The organism is Serratia sp. CY29653 (genome assembly GCF_052169255.1).
Taxonomy (GTDB): domain Bacteria; phylum Pseudomonadota; class Gammaproteobacteria; order Enterobacterales; family Enterobacteriaceae; genus Serratia; species Serratia sarumanii.
This window is the reverse complement of the sequence record NZ_JBJNLC010000001.1, coordinates 689656-706256: the sequence shown is the minus strand read 5'-3', so window position 1 is coordinate 706256 and position 16601 is coordinate 689656. Positions and strand designations below refer to the sequence as shown.

15 protein-coding genes are annotated in these 16601 nt (G+C 51.7%); 6 read left to right on the top strand and 9 right to left on the bottom strand.

From position 1 onward, the window contains the following. Positions 1-108 precede the first annotated feature (108 nt). From fliD to ACJ8HN_RS03495, 4 genes are all read left to right on the top strand, one after another. Positions 109-1524 carry a flagellar filament capping protein FliD gene (gene fliD, locus ACJ8HN_RS03510; protein WP_442523089.1) on the top strand — a complete coding sequence of 472 codons (1416 nt, stop codon included), beginning with the start codon at positions 109-111 and terminating at the stop codon, positions 1522-1524. Between the two features lie 33 nt (positions 1525-1557). Beyond that, a complete protein-coding gene (gene fliS / locus ACJ8HN_RS03505; RefSeq protein ID WP_033634970.1) occupies positions 1558-1968 on the top strand; it encodes a flagellar export chaperone FliS in 411 nt (136 codons plus the stop codon). Continuing rightward, positions 1968-2336, top strand: coding sequence for a flagella biosynthesis regulatory protein FliT (fliT, locus tag ACJ8HN_RS03500; protein WP_004934765.1), 369 nt, complete (start codon positions 1968-1970; stop codon positions 2334-2336). The genes fliS and fliT overlap by 1 nt, the downstream gene beginning before the upstream one ends. A 308-nt stretch (positions 2337-2644) precedes the next feature. Then, positions 2645-3505, top strand: a complete 861-nt coding sequence (locus ACJ8HN_RS03495; RefSeq protein WP_033653647.1) for a helix-turn-helix transcriptional regulator — start codon at positions 2645-2647, stop codon at positions 3503-3505. A 482-nt stretch (positions 3506-3987) separates the two neighbouring features. Here the strand turns inward: ACJ8HN_RS03495 and ACJ8HN_RS03490 are convergent, their stop codons facing one another. Next, complete coding sequence (locus tag ACJ8HN_RS03490) at positions 3988-4908, bottom strand: LysR substrate-binding domain-containing protein (protein WP_442523088.1); 921 nt, start codon at positions 4906-4908, stop codon at positions 3988-3990. Between the two features lie 128 nt (positions 4909-5036). On the opposite strand from ACJ8HN_RS03490, the gene ACJ8HN_RS03485 reads away from it, so the two are divergent. Then, a complete protein-coding gene (locus ACJ8HN_RS03485) occupies positions 5037-5636 on the top strand; it encodes an FMN-dependent NADH-azoreductase (RefSeq protein WP_060438550.1) in 600 nt (199 codons plus the stop codon). Positions 5637-5816: 180 nt separating this feature from the next. Here the strand turns inward: ACJ8HN_RS03485 and ACJ8HN_RS03480 are convergent, their stop codons facing one another. After that, on the bottom strand, positions 5817-6017 hold the full coding sequence (locus ACJ8HN_RS03480) for a hypothetical protein (RefSeq protein WP_033653644.1): 201 nt from the start codon (positions 6015-6017) through the stop codon (positions 5817-5819). 384 nt (positions 6018-6401) lie between these two features. Here ACJ8HN_RS03480 and ACJ8HN_RS03475 point away from each other — a divergent pair, with 384 nt between their 5' ends. Then, the gene (locus ACJ8HN_RS03475) at positions 6402-6554 is read left to right on the top strand and encodes a hypothetical protein (RefSeq protein ID WP_442523087.1); all 153 of its coding nucleotides are present in this window, start codon (positions 6402-6404) and stop codon (positions 6552-6554) included. 23 nt (positions 6555-6577) lie between these two features. Here ACJ8HN_RS03475 and ACJ8HN_RS03470 read toward each other — a convergent pair whose 3' ends face one another. From ACJ8HN_RS03470 to ACJ8HN_RS03440, 7 genes are all read right to left on the bottom strand, one after another. After that, a complete protein-coding gene (locus ACJ8HN_RS03470) occupies positions 6578-9109 on the bottom strand; it encodes a GDSL-type esterase/lipase family protein (protein WP_442523086.1) in 2532 nt (843 codons plus the stop codon). Continuing rightward, positions 9110-11602 (bottom strand): host specificity factor TipJ family phage tail protein, encoded by a 2493-nt coding sequence (locus ACJ8HN_RS03465; protein WP_442523085.1) that lies wholly within the window; start codon positions 11600-11602, stop codon positions 9110-9112. It abuts the gene before it with no gap. Beyond that, the gene (locus tag ACJ8HN_RS03460; protein WP_442523084.1) at positions 11550-11981 is read right to left on the bottom strand and encodes an NlpC/P60 family protein; all 432 of its coding nucleotides are present in this window, start codon (positions 11979-11981) and stop codon (positions 11550-11552) included. The genes ACJ8HN_RS03465 and ACJ8HN_RS03460 overlap by 53 nt, the downstream gene beginning before the upstream one ends. Next, complete coding sequence (locus tag ACJ8HN_RS03455; protein ID WP_442523083.1) at positions 11974-12444, bottom strand: DUF1833 family protein; 471 nt, start codon at positions 12442-12444, stop codon at positions 11974-11976. The genes ACJ8HN_RS03460 and ACJ8HN_RS03455 overlap by 8 nt, the downstream gene beginning before the upstream one ends. Then, the gene (locus ACJ8HN_RS03450) at positions 12445-12912 is read right to left on the bottom strand and encodes a hypothetical protein (RefSeq protein ID WP_060428211.1); all 468 of its coding nucleotides are present in this window, start codon (positions 12910-12912) and stop codon (positions 12445-12447) included. It abuts the gene before it with no gap. Positions 12913-12949: 37 nt separating this feature from the next. Beyond that, positions 12950-16114, bottom strand: a complete 3165-nt coding sequence (locus ACJ8HN_RS03445) for a tape measure protein (protein WP_442523082.1) — start codon at positions 16112-16114, stop codon at positions 12950-12952. 201 nt (positions 16115-16315) lie between these two features. Next, positions 16316-16585, bottom strand: coding sequence for a hypothetical protein (locus ACJ8HN_RS03440; RefSeq protein WP_442523081.1), 270 nt, complete (start codon positions 16583-16585; stop codon positions 16316-16318). Positions 16586-16601 lie beyond the last annotated feature (16 nt).

Sequence of the window (16601 nt, the reverse complement as noted above, 5' to 3'; positions counted from 1 at the left end):
TTCCCTCTTCTATTGCGCCATCGTTTTTTTGTTTTTTTCAGTAAACTTTTTCACCGCTGGGCCGATAACGCGTAAAGCGAATAAAGTCATTATCAAGGAGAAGCACGAATGGCATCGATCAGTTCATTAGGCATCGGCTCAGGACTCGACCTTAACGGTTTGCTGGACAAGCTGACCAAAGCGGAACAACAGCGTCTGACGCCGTACACCACCCAGCAGACCAGCTATAACGCCCAGTTGACCGCTTACGGTACGCTGAAAAGCTCGCTGGAGAAGTTTGACAATCTGAGCAAAGACCTGGCCAAGCCAGAGTTCTTCAACAACACTACCGCCACCAAGCACGATCAGTTTACCGTGACCACCACCGACAAATCGGTGCCGGGCAACTACTCGATCGAGGTGTTGAAGCTCGCGCAGCCGCAAACGCTGACCACTCAGACGCCGATTGCCGACCAGCAGGCCAAACTGGGCACGCCGGGCAGCAGCGATCGTTCCATCTCTATTACGGCAGGCAACCCGCCGAAAGAGACCAAGATCCCGCTCGGCGACGATCAGACCTCACTGGTCGAGATGCGCGACGCCATCAATAAATCGAAATCCGGCGTCACCGCCAGCATCATGCGCGTCGGCGACAATGACTATCAACTGGCATTAAGCTCCACCACGCCAGGCGAAAAAAACACCATTTCGGTGCAGGTCAATAACGACGACAAGCTCGGCGCCATCCTCAACTACGATCCTAAAAATCCGCCTAAAGATGGCAACACCGCGATGAAGCAAACCGTGCCCGGCCAGGATGCGGAAATCGTCGTCAACGGCACGAAAATCAAGCGCAGCACCAACTCGATCGCCGATGCTCTGCAGGGCGTAACGCTCGATCTGAAAACCACCACCAAGCCCGGCGAACCGCAAAACCTGGTGATCGGCATCGACAAGAGCGGCAGCGCCGACAAGATTAAAGAGTGGGTAGATAACTACAACTCGCTGCTGGACACCTTCAATTCGCTGACCAAATACACGCCGGTTAAAAGCGGTGAAGCGCAGAATGCCAAAAACGGCGCGCTGCTGGGCGACAACACCCTGCGCGGCATCCAGTCTTCGATCAAGAGCGCCCTCAGTTCGGCACAGGACAACCCGGAGTTGAAAGGCCTGGGCAACCTCGGCATCACCACCAACGTCAAAACCGGTAAGCTGGAAATCGACAGCACCAAGCTGAACAAAGCCATCGACGAAAAACCGGATCAGGTTGCCAACTTCTTCGCCGGCAACGGTAAAGACACCGGCATGGCCACCGAAATCCACAACGAGATCCAGAACTACGTCAAATCCGGCGGCATCATCGAGAACTCGACCAAGAGCATCAACACCAACCTCGATCGCCTGAACATTCAGATCACCACGGTCACGGCCAGCATTCAGAACACCATCGACCGCTATAAGCAGCAGTTCGTTCAGTTGGATACCATGATGTCCAAATTGAGCAGCACGGGTAACTATTTACAACAGCAATTCTCGACAAAGTGATCCCTTAACCAGGTAACAGGTAAAAGAAACAACATGTATAACAGAAGCGGCACTCAGGCCTATGCACAGGTCAGTCTGGAAAGCGGCGCCATGAGCGCCAGCCCGCACCAGTTAATCGTGATGTTGTTCGACGGGGCGCTCAGCGCCCTGCTTCGCGCACGCATCCTGATGAACCAGGGCGATATCGCCGGCAAAGGTATGGCGCTGTCCAAAGCCATCAACATCATCGACAACGGCCTGAAAGGCGGCCTGGACCCTCAACAGGGCGGCGAAATCGCCGAAAACCTGGCGGCGTTGTACGACTATATGAAGCGGCGCCTGATGCAGGCCAACCTGAACAACGACGAAGCGGCGATCGCCGAAGTGGTCAAACTGCTGGAAAACATCGCCGATGCCTGGCGCCAGATCGGCCCCAACTACCAACCTTCGCAGGACGCCGTGTAATGGAACGTCAACAGCAGCTGTTAGCCGCTTATCAACAAATTTACAGCCTGAGCAGCCAGATGATCGCGCTGGCGCAAACCGGGCGCTGGGAGGAGCTCGTCGAGCTCGAATTCGCTTACGTGACGGCGGTGGAAAAAACCGCCGCCTTTACCGGGCAAGCCGGCCCTTCCATGGCGTTGCAGGAGATGCTGCGCAATAAGCTGCAACAGATCCTCGACAACGAAACCGAGCTCAAACGTCTGTTACAGCAGCGCATGGATGAGCTGAAAATGCTGATCGAACAGTCCACGCGCCAGAACGTGGTCAACAATACCTACGGCCAGTTTCATGACCGTGCGCTGTTGCTGGGGGAGCCACAGGTCCGATAAGATCGACAATACTGACGAAAATGGATTAAATAGCACTATGCGCTATTACTCTCGGGTTACGTTAGGATATTAATCTATGGCATTTGAATTATTCAGTTTATGGGTAATTGGTAAAATGCGCGCTTCGAGCCTGGCTCTCACTTTAATGGATAAACATTATCCCGACACGGACGTTTTCTGTTCAGCAGGAAATTGATTTTTGATAGATAAAACACGCCGCTGTGTTTCACGGCCCATGGAAAAATGTTGCTCCAACGCGGATCAAAGCGTAAAGATATTCTCAGATAATGGCTGCGAAATGAATATCGATGGAACGTACAATTAATCTCTGTCCAGGAATTGGCGCCTCAGCGCACATCATTCAGCATACTGAATTATTATTCCCTTCAGTCTATTTTGAGCAACCACATCTGTATCTGATACAACAGGGCCATAAGCGCGTACGCTGGCAACAACGCGAGGTGGTGGCCCATGCCGGCGAGCTGTTGATAATCGACGGGGGGCAAACGGTGGATATTATTAACGGCCCATCCGAAGAAGGCGTTTTCAGTTGCCAGTTGCTGACCTGCGACCCACTGCTGCTCACCGTTCAGCCTCCGGCCGAGGACGCGCCGGCGCCGATGCCGTTTGATGCCGTCCTGGCGCTGCGCAGCCTGCCCTGCGCCCTGAAGCACAGTTTCGAGACCACCAGCCTGGCGCTGGCGCTCCGGCAGCGCTTTCCCACCATCATCGTGCGGCACAAGATGCTGGAAATTCTGCTGTGGCTGGCCCAATTCGGCATTCGCTTCATCCACAACGAAGCCAAAGACCTGACGCAGCGCGTGCGCCGCTGCCTGGCGACCGACCCGCACAGCATTTGGACGGCGGCGAAAGTGGCGGAAAGCCTGTCGATGAGCGAAGTGATGTTGCGCCGCAAACTGTCGATGGAAAATACCGCGTTGCGCAACCTGATGATCGACGTGCGCATGAGTAGCGCACTGGCCCTGCTGCAGTCGACCGACTGGCCGATTTCCGCCATCGCGCAACATGTCGGCTATGAAAGCGCGTCACGTTTCGCCGAACGTTTTCGCAAACGCTTCGGTTTCGCCCCGACCGCCATTCGCGGTCACCAAAGGATTATGGAGCCAACCTCCCAGGGAGTCGAAACGATGGCCACCGGAGAAACCTAAATAGACGCGTAACAAAATGGTTTTATTTGGCACAGGTCCCTAACGATTGTCACAGTGCTGACACATGCAACGCAACGTCGATCCGCCGAAGAGCGAATTAAATGATGCGTAATGAAAAGCGATTATTTTTTCTCTGCCAATCACGTTTGTTGGTGCTGTGGCTGTTGGTATTGCCGTATGAAGAAGAGAGGGTGCGTTTGCTTACCGCACAATAAAACGGCCAGGCTTTTTATCGCCTGGCCAGACTTCAGTCCAGTTTTACCAGAACGCCAATTAACACGACGAGTACCGTCAGCATTAAAATACTGATCAGACGCCATCTGGATTCGCTTTTAGTGCTCATTGACCTGCCTCGAATAATAACCCTACTAATCGGGCCATAATAAACGGCTGGCTGCGCACCCAATAAGCCTGACAGCGCCGTTTTCGTCCCTCTATTCGGTACATTAACGCCCATTTCCTGTCGGCTGTCGCGCCGGCCATTACCGGAGCGGCGCAGCAAGCGCCAATTTTCCCGGCAGCTCCGCCACCAGTTTGTCCACCGCCAGCCGCACTTTGAGCGGTTGGTAAGGCATATAGGGCCACACTGCATTCACCGGAAAACTGAGGCTGGGCTCACCGCGCATGATCTCCACCAGCGTCCCGGCCATCAGCCGATCGCGTACCAGCCACTCCGGCAGCCAGGCAATACCGGCGCCGGCGGAAACGGCATCGACGATCCCCTGCATGTCATCCATCATCATCTTGGCCGGTGGCCTGAACGGCCGCAGCTCGCCGTTTTCACCGCGAAGTTGCCAGGGCAACACGGCGCCGGCGTGCAGATACCCCACAGCCTGATGCCGGCTTAACGCCTCCACCGAATTCGGTGCGCCGCAGCGCTGCACGTAGTCGGGCGAAGCGCACAGCAGCATGCCGTGTTCGCCCAGGCGTCGGGCAACCAGACTGCCGCTGTCCGCCAGTTCGCCGATGCGAACCGCCAGATCGAACCCCTCGTCGATCAGATCGATCCTGCGGTCGCTGAACGAAATTTCCAACGACAGTAACGGATGCTCATTCGCCAGCGCCGTCATCAAGGGCGCAATACACAGATGGCCGAACAACACCGGCATCGAGATCCTGAGCCGGCCGCTGACCTGCATCTTGCCGCTGTCCAGCTGGTTTTCCGCCGCCTGAACGTTCGCCAACGCCTGCCGACAGTGCTCATAGTACAGCGCCCCTTCATCCGTCAGGCTCAGGCTGCGGGTGGTGCGCATAAACAACATCACGCCAAGCCGCGCCTCGAGCCGCGACACGATTTTGCTGACCGCGGAGCGTGTCAGATGCAGTTTTTCTGCGGCGGCGGCAAAGCTGCCGCCTTCCGCCACGGCGACAAAGGCCGGCAGCGCGCTGAGATCGCTTTTCATCTGAATGCTTCCAAATTGGAATCAATGAAGTGAAATCCTATCACCACTGGTGAAGATCGAGCAATGATAACCTGCAATCATTCCGGAATGCCCGGTGAAACCGCCAATTACCGTCTGAGGACAACAGCATGAAAAAAATACTGGTGCTCAAATCCAGCATTATGGGAAACGACTCGCAGACCAACAACCTGATTGACCGCTATCTGGCGGAGCGTCGGGCCAAAGGATATGAAGATCAGATCGTCGAACACGATCTGACGGCGTTGGATCTGCCGGTATTGGACGGCGAGCTGTTCAATGCGCTGCGCGGCGCAGATAACATCAGCCCACGCGCCAAAGCGGCGGTGGCGCTTTCCGATCGGTTGATCGCCGAACTGAAAGGGAGCGATCTGCTGCTGATCGGCGCGCCGATGTACAACCTCAACGTCCCGACCCAGCTGAAAAACTGGTTCGATCTGGTGGCCCGCGCCCGGCTGACGTTCAACTATACCGCCACCTACCCGGTCGGGCTGGTGGAAGGCGTCAATGCAGTGGTGTTCAGTTCACGCGGCGGCGTACACGCCGGCCAGCCGACCGACGCCGTGACGCCCTACCTGCGCTCGGTACTGGGGCTGATGGGGATCGGCGAGGTGCAGTTTATCTATGCCGAAGGGCTGGATATGAAACCGCACGGCCTCACTCAGGGGCTGGCGAATGCCCACCAGCGGATCGTGGCCTTGGTGGGCTGAAGCAAACGCACGGTAGCATTGATTTGTTATAACATAACAAATATGATAACCAAGTCGATGCCACCTCGATGAGGTGTCGACGCTCCTACATCACATAAAGTTTTATCGCACTTTGAGCCAGCTATTCCGATAGCTGGTTTTTTTTGCCTGCGATAATGAAATGCTACCGGAGCCGCGGGTTCAATCGTGGCGGGCAGCGCGTTTCATTTCTCGCTCGCCGGGCGACTGCGTTTTGACGGACAGCGGCGCAACAAACGCTTTCCATTCCTTGCCGGCTTCCTGATGAACCGCGTTTTTTTGGGCCGATGAATAGTCATCGTTTTGCCCGGCGCATCCGGACAGCGCCATAATGCCCACAGCAAGATACAGCGATTTGCACATCATCCTATCCTGATAATTAACCGTCGCTATAGGGTAACAGCGCCGACCCCAATGTCACTGCAAAATGACCGGCACGTTCATCACACCGGCATATTCATGATATGAGGACATAAAAGCATACAGTTAGTTGATGTAAGTAGTATCTAGGTGTTTAGCAATGCATTACCGCAAACTGATTCTCAGCATTAGGGTGCTCTGAGTTGCTTTGCGGTAATTTTTTGCCCCATGCATGCCCCATAAATCCCCCCCCCACTCCATAGGCTACTATTACTGCACAACCACCAGCGGAGTAGTCAAATTGGCAGCATCATCCTCGCCGGCCGGCAGATCTTCATACTCAACGAAAACGACAGATACCCAGAACCTCAGCAAAACAGCCCTCCTATGTTCGCAATTCGCGAGGACGAAGAGCAGCAGCACTGGCTTTATGTGTGGCATAAAGGGCGCTGGCCGCTCGTCTCAGAAACGCCATTTGAAACAGAGGGCAAAGCCGTTGATGTCGCGCTTTCATTCAACTTTGCCACGCTGTACAAATAGCTGGGTTCCATCCCGGCAATGCTTTAATCTAACAGATATGGCGCGTCTGCCAGCACTTGTGCAAAAAGCTTTGCCTCGCCGTCGACTGTCAAATGCGTTAGATCAGATTGATAATATGCTGGGTCATACGCCACGCCAGCATTGTTTACAGATACCGCTAATGCCAAATCAATATAGTCGTAATTACCAAAATAATGAGCGCGAATGTCGGCGTTTTGTGCCGTTATCTGAGATTGCTTTGATGGCCTTGGTACTTGAGTACACAAAATCGGAATCGCACCGCGTGCAACAATCGCATTGATCACTGTCTGGGTATTTGCCCGCCACACCGCTGGATCAGTATCGTTCGTGCCGACTTCATAAATTACGTATTTTGGCGAGAACTGATTCAGATCCATGTCAAGCCGAGGCAGTAAATTCGGTGTTTCATCGCCGCCACGTGCCGCAATCAATGTATCCCCTTTCCCTCTTGCATTCTCAAGCAAATATCCCCACATTTTAGTCCAATCAGCAGCGTTATTGCTTCCCTCTACAATGCTGTCGCCAAGGATTATCCATGCTGGGTTTTGCTGAACACAAGAAACCAACTCAAATCGAGACACGGCAATGCTCCCAGAAATGAACATAATTCCTGGCTTGCCGTGTTGCGCACCCGCATCTGTACCACCATCTCCCTGAGATTGATTAATAGATACCGAAGATCCTGTTACTGTATCTCTAAATGTGGCTATCGTGCTGATGCCGATTTTTTTTACCTCTATTAGATATTCTCGGTTTGCAACTATCGATGACGGTAGGGGTGTGGTTCTTGATAATGTTAATGTGGAGCCAGTATATGAATTCAACTCAAGAACACCTGCCCCTCCATTTATCAAAACAGCAGTTCCTCTGCTTGCCTCTTGCGGAGTGAAGCTTATACCAACTCTAGATGACGCATCTATCATCTTAATTCTTGCGCGGGTTATTTTTCTGGCCATTGATGAGTATTTATCAAAATTAGCAACGGTAGTAGCACTGCCAGTTCCAGTTGCTAACAATGAGTTATTTACCGACCAGACAGATCCAGATGTAACCCAGCCTGCCGGGAGAGATGTTCCGTTAAATCTCTGCAACTCAGTGATTATTGATTTGCGCAGTGAGTCTGAAAGAGATGCTGGCAGTGATGCAATTTGGCGCTCTAAGTCCTTACCAGTTGCATACGCTTCAGTCGCGATATCTACAAGCTGATCATACGGGACTCCAATGCTAATATCTGCCTTTAACTGCATATAGTTGGTAGTGGAAACAACTGTTATGTTACTTCCAGTCAAGTCACCCGCATATATTAATGTAACGCCAACAGGACCGCTTCCTGTTGGCGACGCTTCTACTCTTGCTGTGCCACTATAAAATGCAATGCTATCTCCAGTGGTTACAGATAGGTTTTCAAAATGAGTACCATTGACGAATTCATTTATACCAGAAACGCAAGTTACGCTAAACTCGCTAACAAAACTGTAAACCGTCGCACTAACTTTTTTGACGATTTTAATTTTCGCAGTTCCTGCGGTATGCACATATACGGTTATTTTATTTAAATACCCAGATGATGTTATAACATCTCCCAGTATTCTTGTTCTGGTTGTTGATTCACCAGTCCCAGTTGCAGACGGAGAGTTAACACCTATAGATAGTGTTTGACCATTTATTTTATTGCTAATCTCTATAACTTGCTGAGAAATATCCTCATAGGTTTCTCCCGTTCCAGTAACAACAACCGCCTTTAGCTGCATTTCATTTGTTGTAGTTGTCACGGCCACATTGTTACCTGTTAAATTTCCGTTGAAAATATAACTAGCACCTTCTTGTCCAACACCATTTGCAGATGATGACATGCGCCCTACGTTACTATAAATAGCTATTGTTTGAGATGTATCTACTGATATCGGTAAGAAATCAACTCCTGAAGTGAATTTATTCTCACCAACTGAAAGTGTTATCGGGAATTCTGTAACGAGAGAATAAGTGCCGCTGGTAGAGCCATTGGTTACAATTTTAACTATTGCAGCACCAGAAACTTCGGCAAAAACAGTGACGGACTCTAGCAAACCGCTTACTGAGAAGTTTGATCCTTCGACTCGAGTTCTCGCTACTGATTCGCCAATTCCGGTTTTTGTTGCAGATTGCAAAAACTGATCTACATTCCCCCCTGCCAGCCTGTTGTTAATTTCTGAAACTGCATTACCATTGTACATGCTCTCGCCGGTAGGAATCGCATTACTTACAACGCGTTGATATTCATAAGCCAGAGATGCATCACCACTAGATCTTACAAAGAAATAGGCCCCATCTTGGATTTCAGAGTCAAATGCATCAATTGCTTGCTGAAGTGAATCATATCGCTTACCTAAAGGAGCAATATTTTTCCTAATACCTTCAATAGTAAATCTTTCGACGCCAAATCTATCCGTATAACTTTCATTATTGGAATTTACAACCTCATCAACTTTTTCTGCGTTAAACTTGAAGTCATTGAGGTCATTACTAGGAATTGGCTTGTTAGTTGGTGTCGTCATTTACTCTGTAACCTCATAGTTATACATTTCATCGTTGTATTCAGACATGGTTAACGAAGTTGTCCCGTCGCCATTCGGTTTCTTTTCTGTGACCGTCCATTTCGTTGCATCCATCTCCACCTGAGAGGCGATGACGTAACGAGACGGCGATTGGACGTTGTAGCCGTCAAATATGTTGAGGTTTATTGCTGGCACTGCAGCGGTAAAACCGAATGTAGTATCGCTGCGTGGGAATGCCTGAACGCGCGCCGTTGGAGTGCCACTTGCATCAGTGATAACGACAAACATATCCCCAGCCCATTCGATACGTTCGCTTGTGTCGAAGTTGTTTCCGTTTCGCGCAACGATATAGCCATCCCGCTGATTCACGTCGTAGATATCGGCTACCTGCACCATCTGCCCGACGTTCACCCATTCACCATCGGCCAGCGCGCGAATAGTCATCGTTTGGCGTGAATACAGCAGCCGGCGAACTTCTTTCAACGCTCGATCCCGTGCCTGGAAAGAATTGCGGATAAACAGCATGTCAAACTTCTTCGCCTTTACCGGTTCGCCCTCTTCTATCGAATTGCCGACGATCCTGTAGCGGATGAATGCCTGTTTATTCGTGACCGGGTTTCGATACTTGACCTCTACCCCATCAAAACCGCCGGGGAGAGTCATGTCGTAGGAAAGGCTATAATCCTCCGCTTTCATGTTGGCGCGGTTGAATACCGTCGTTGCGTTTGGCTTCCGCTCATCGCGCGTGAAAGACAGCACCCCGCCATCCCAAAATGCTGTTACCGTCGCCGCATCACAGATCGTCTGAATCCGAGAGCCCAGCGAGATATCTTCGTCATCGAAGGTGTAATCGAGATAGCCCAGCCGCTGATCTGGCAACGATGCGGCGATAGAGTAAAGCTCGTAGACGTCGATGCTCGACTCTGGCTGACCGCCCATCTTTAGCCAGGTGTGTAATACAGCATCTGCAAATGAGCGTGACGGCCTTTCTGTGTAATCGACTGTCTGCGTGGTCAGGTTGTAGCTGATGACGTGCCGGGTGATTAGAGCGTTATATTTTCGCTCCCTTGCACTGGTCGCTCGTTCTGTCGCAGTGACAGTGACGGTTACGAGCGTGTCATTCGGGTAAACAACGTTGGTGCGCGTCCTGACGATGTGAACAGCTTCTACTTTCAGGATCGAGTGATCGTTACTGTTGTTGGTTCTAACAAACTGAAGCGCATAACGACCATAACCGGCTGACGGCGTGATTTTGGTTGTCCCGTACTTGGTATCTGCATTCTCGTCATCGTTGTTAAGACCGATGTTTAGAAACTCTGTAGTTCCTGGGATCTGGTTGTTGTCATCGTCAATCTTCCACCAGGTAACCGTTGTGCGCGCATAGTCACCATGCCCCAGTTGAGCCTGCAGATGAATCCATAGCTGAGCCCCCTCAACCGGAGAAAATGACGGGCCAATTACCAACGGTTCATTGTCGTTCAGCGTGAATATCGACGTGTTGATCACCGCATCATCGGGGATCTGCCCAATATCATTACCCCCCAGGTTTATGAAGGTGAATTCGTAGAAATACTGCGGATTAACTGGGGCGCCATCGTCGGTTGTCGTAGCACTGAAGAGATCGGCAAATACCGTGATATCGCGTGTTACTGGGCCAGATACTGTGTTGTATGTGACATTGACCACGAAAGACACGGAATGAGGCTTAGACAGGTCATAGAAGTAATCGAAATCGCTGTTCTGCTTGATTTTCACCTTTGCCTGTCCAGCGATGAACTCCCCAGACACCATATCGGTAGTTGTCGTCGCCGTTTCTGCTGGGAAGTCTCCGCTCTCGTTCGGCCCCGGCAACTCCTGGCCGTCTATGTCGTCAAAAGCGAACCCCTCGTTGATCAGCGGGATGTTCTCACCTGGCTGGTAGATGCGGTATGAGGCGCCAGCCAGCGCGCCGAGGTTCGATTCTGAGTACCTTACTGACGTGACGTCATACCGGCCCAGCCCGAAGTTCATCCACTCTGTGACTTTCTTGATGTTGTTGTCGTACTCGAACAGCGACTCCTGAATCAGGTCAGGGTACGCGCGCACCTGGCCGTAGTTGTCAGGCTTTGCCTCGCCGTTTCGCGCAATGTTGGTTTGCCCCTTCAGGCTGTTGTTCGGGGATGTCTTTGCGTTGCTGCTTGTCGCCACGCCCGCGCTTGGCTGGCCGAGCAATGACGTCAGGATTTTTTGAACGAACTTTATCGGGGCCAAAATCGGACTTAGAACTTTACCGATGGTGCCGCTTTTCGGTTGGTCGAACACGCTGATCACGTCGCCATCGTTGAGCGGGAAATTCAGCTCATCATCGGGCTGTAGCTTTACGCCGTTACGCAGAATTTCAACATCGCAGTGAAGGTTGGCCGATTTTAGCCAGGGATAGAACATGCTGCCGGCGGGAAGGTTATGACGTTCTTTTGGCAACCCCGGCACGCGCTGAACTTCGATCAACGGCATAGTCGTAAAACTCCAATTTGGTGAAAACTCGCTCCAGCGTGCGTAGCTTGTCAAAGCGCACATGCCCCGCTTCGCCACGGCTATGGAATGCTTGTCCATCAATGACCAAACCGACGTGAGCTGGCTGACCGCCGTAATAGGCGATAAAAATGCTACCGTCGGCCGCTTTCTCGGCCTGATGCCAGAACACAACATCACCGGAAAAACACGTCAGGAAGTCGCTACCGGCTTCGTAGTCCGGCGTTTGGTGTATCTCTATGCCGAGCACATGCCGGTAATACAGCACCACCAGCCCCCAGCAATCAGCCGTGTCGAACGAGCACGCCCGATCGCGCCACGGCTTACCCTCCATGGCGTGAATGAAGTCAGGTTTATGCATTGGCGAGTCCTGGGAATTCAGTGGTGTTGTAGAGAAAGCCGATGTTGTTGTTTAGCGGGTTCTGCAGCGTGAGCGAGCACGTTACGTCAGCCTCATCAAGAGAGGCGTCTTTCACATACAGCGTCCAAGACTTCAGCGGCGTGTTCATGTCCGCCGCATCGAAACGCTGATACGTGGCGGAGATAGGAGTTATGCGTGAGTGCGCGCGCCACAGCTTCAGCTGCTGCTTAAAGTCCTGTGCCAGGCGCCCAAATTTCACCGTTGAGTTGATCACCGGCGTGCTGCTCTGCTGGCTCTCTGCGACCTCCATCCGACACGGTGAAAACACTTGGCCGGCGAGCGTCTTTGGGTATATCTGGTTTGCCACCAGCCGGAGAACACCAAATGACGGATGGCTAAACGTCATCGTGTCGTAAATGATCCTGTTAGGCCGCTGTGACTGAAATTCTCGTAATGTAGGCATTCAATACTCCGGCATGTCGCGGTTAACCACTTCATCAATGATCCCCCACTGATATGGCGGCAGCTCAACAATGACGTCTGAGAACTCGTCATCCGGGTTGTAGAGCTTCCGGGTGATTACGCTCGCCGTCCACGTCGTCGTGTTGCCGTTGATGCTCGTTTGCACCGGCGGTGCCACAAAATGCAGTTCCTGCAGTTGCAGGCCAGAGCCCCCCAGATTGCAAAGCATCGTGAACCACTGATTGCCGTTATCCAGGTAACGAGGGCTGCGATACCACTGTTCGAATGCCCGATCCTCTTGCAGCGTGAAAATCCACGTCAGCGACCAGGTAGTTTTGAGATCATCTGTCAGGCGCTGGAAGATAGGCGCGCCCACTGCCGGCTGATCGGTGCGAAATCCGGCATCAATCGTGCGGCTCTTGTTGGCCTTCTGGGGAAGTGATAGCCAGTCGGGATAAGGTATTGCCACGGTTTTCTCCCGGTAATAAAAAACCCGCCGTAGCGGGTTATTGGGTTGCCCTACGAGGGGCCTGATGATTTCGACTTATGGCTTGGCTCATCGGGCCGCCGTTGTCCATGTCAGCGATAAATATCTCCATCGATACACCGCCATTGCCATCACTGCTTACCTGGTGATCTACATATGAACCGTTGGTGTTGTTGATATTGACATTCACGTTGATACCACCACCGCCTTGCATGTCCTTGTTGCTGATCACCTTACCGTTGTCACCGGGGATCATGTACTGCTTACCTGTGCTGGCTTGGTAAATTTCAGGTAGACCGCCCTCGCCAACTTGGTACATGCTGCCCGACCTTACAGGGCCGCCATTCTTACGCTTCCCTGCCAGGCTGCTAGACAGCGCCATAGCCGCGACAACAGCACCGATACCAATCGCTGCAGCACCACCGAATGAACCGATAGAGGCAACGATAGCCGCCGGCGTCCAGGCTGTTGTGGTTGCAGCAGCAGCAGCGGTGCTCGCTGCTGTCGTCGTAGCCGTTCCCGCAACTTGCGCGGCCGTGGTGGCGGCAATAGCTGATGTTTGCGCTGCTGAGCCCATAACTGCCGATTTAACCCAATCAACCCCCATCTGCACGAAGGTATTCACCAGACTATTAAGGACGGTTGAGCCAAGCGAACGCGCTGCCTCTTCCGCACTCATACTGCCGGTGATAATGCCAGTGAAGGCATTGGACGCGTTGCCGGCGAATGCATCAAATGACGCAGCCAGCGCCTCATTGCCTGCGTTTTGATTGCGGAATATCTCCCACTGTGCCGCGATCCGCTGTTGTTCGTACTGAGTATTCGCCGCCCTCATCAACTCAAGGCCGCGCTGGGTAATCACACCCTTCTCAGTCTCGAACTGCTGGATAAGCGCCAACTTCTGCGCATTCTCGTTGGCAAGCTGCTGCACTGGGTCAACCATTCCAGCGGCTTGCTGCTTAGGACTTACCACAGCTTCAGCCCTGATTTTTGCCAGATTTATCTGATGCTGTTGCTCCAGTTGCTCAGCCGTGGTGTTGTACTGCTCCTGGCTGATTTTCTTAGCCGCCAATGCCGTGTTTAAATCTTTCACGTCTTGCGCGTAGCTGGCGTTCTCTTTGGCTTCCGGGAGTAGCTTCTCTGCGGCCGCTTGCGCCTTGATAGCGTTGGCCGTATCCCACTTTTTAGCAGCGTAAGCTCCAGCCTCAGCGATCTGGGCCTGCGTAGCTCCTTTCCCCAGTGATTGCTGTGCGGTAAGAATCGCCTGCTCTCGGCTAAGCTCACTTGTTGAGTCCGCGGCAAGTTCGGACTGCTGCTTCAGGTTTGCCAACTTCTGAGCAACGCTTTCCGCTTGGCTGGCTGATTTCTTGCCTTCCGCTATCCCTTCCTTGGTTACCTTCTTCTGCTCCTGCTGCGCCTGAAGAGAGTCATATTCAGCAGCAGCTCGCTCTCTTGCCAAAACAACATCAGCCTCTGTTCCTCCCAGCCGTCTTATTTGTTGCTCCGCTTTAAGCTGAGCTCGCTTCTTATCGTTTAATTCCGCCTGAAGTTCAACCTGATCCTGAAGGCCGTCAAGGTAGTCTTGGACGTTCTTGGGTCTGGTTATTTTCAGGTTAGATGCATTGAATTTTTCCTGAGCACCGGCTGCAAAATTCAATTGCTTACCGAGTTGATTCATCATTCCGGCAGCAAACCCAGCTTGCTCGCCATGTTTGGAAAGCAATCCAATCCCTTGCTCAAAAGTGCCATTCAACTGCGCAGAAGCAATTCCTACAGCACTTTGTGTTTGGCTGAGATTTCTTTGGGCTCTGTCAAGCTCTGCAAAAGCTATGTTTTGGTTATCAATAGCTCCGGTTAATGCCTCGGCCGCCTGGCGCCCACGTGTAGTGCCAGTTCCCCAGTTATCAACCTCTCGCTGAAGGTTTGCAACGCGCTTCGACGCCTTATCATACTCGTCGCTTGCATCTTTGACGGCGCCAGTTAATTCAGGGATTGCACCACGTAGTTTTGCGATACTGGCTGCGATCTCCGTAGCGGACATATCTTTCATCTTGCCTAACAGAGTGTTTACGCCGTCGGCTAACTCAATGGCCGCCTGCCGCGCCTCTTTTGCTCGTTGGTAAAAATAAAAGATTGCAGAGGCTGCGAGCACAGCAGCACCAGCTGGGCCACCGATTAGCGCAAGCGCTCCCCTAGCCAGAGCAGCTGCAGCGCCGAATGCAGATAGAGAGGTTGAGGCGGCAAACGCGGTTGCGCCCAGCTTAACCTGTCCTGCGACAGCAAGCGTAAGCGCTGCTGCGTAACGAGTACCGACGATTGCAGCAACTGAACCGATTACTTTCGCAACGACATCCAAATTTTCGCTCAGCGTAATAATTGAGCTATTAAATAGTGAAACAGTAGATTTTACTGTCGTCGAGCTGCCAATGAATTTAGTTATATTGTTATTGGCAATCTCGAGCGCTTGTCCAATAGTAGTCGTAGTATTCGCAAACTCTTTCCCTATCGCATCTCCCTGAGAGAGAAGGCCCTTAACAACCACGTCCGTTGTCAGCTTTCCTTCAGCAGCCATTGCTCTAAGCTGGCCGATATTAACCCCCAAGGAATCAGCCAGCGCCGTAGCCAGCCGACCACCTTGTTCAGTTACAGAATTGAACTCCTCACCACGAAGCGCGCCAGAAGCTAAGCCCTGAGACAGCTGAATAACAGCGTTACTTGCTTCCTGAGCTGTAGCACCTGATACGACAAAACCTTGGTTAATGATCGTTGTTAATCTCGCAACATCATCAACACTAGTTCCATAGCTTCGTGTTGCCCTTTCAAGACGCTGATACAAAGACGCTGTGGCATCAAGAGCCGCTCTCGTATCTTGAGCAATGGAAAAAACTCGTTGCGTGACTGTCGCAAGGTCTTCATTTGCCTTAACCGAGTTTGCGAGCTTGTTATTTACTGTCGTCCAAGCATCAGCATACTTAGCCACTTGTTGCACTGAGATTGCCGCCGAAACAGCACCAGCCAGGCGTGTTACGGAGGTAGATAGTGTGTCGGAGGATTTTGCTGAACGTTTAAAACGCTCATCCATTGTGTCCAGCCGTTCGTTAACTTTGCGTTGCGCCTCGAGCAGATTGGCAACATTCATTTCTACTTCATAAACGATATTGCCAACTTGTTCTTCGCTCGCCATAACCATTCTCCGGGCATAAAAAAACCCCGCCTGAGCGAGGTTTTATCATTACATTATTACTTTACTTTACTTGACTGGATGAACCATACCAAATTGGCTCATGGCCGTAACGTCATACATCTCGCCACCAGAGAAGATAAACACATACTTCTGATCTCCGGTATAGCCACCATAGCTATTCTTGGCATTAACCAGAACGGGTTATACCCACCCAAAAGTTACCTTCCCGCCAGATGGTGACCATTGGCCATCCTGAGAGTACCCCTTGAAGGTTGGCATGAACTTATATTGAGCCGAATAGGGATCTTTTAATGTGGAGTTAAAATGATTTTTAATTTTCTCTTGATAATCTTTCGGAAGTTCACCGTAACTAGCAGAGGATATTTGAGCCTGGCTAGGAGGTTGCTGTGATGAACAACCAGACATAGCAAGTGACGCCAGAATGACCCCAACAATTGCAATCTTCTTCATTTAGTCCTATTCCCAT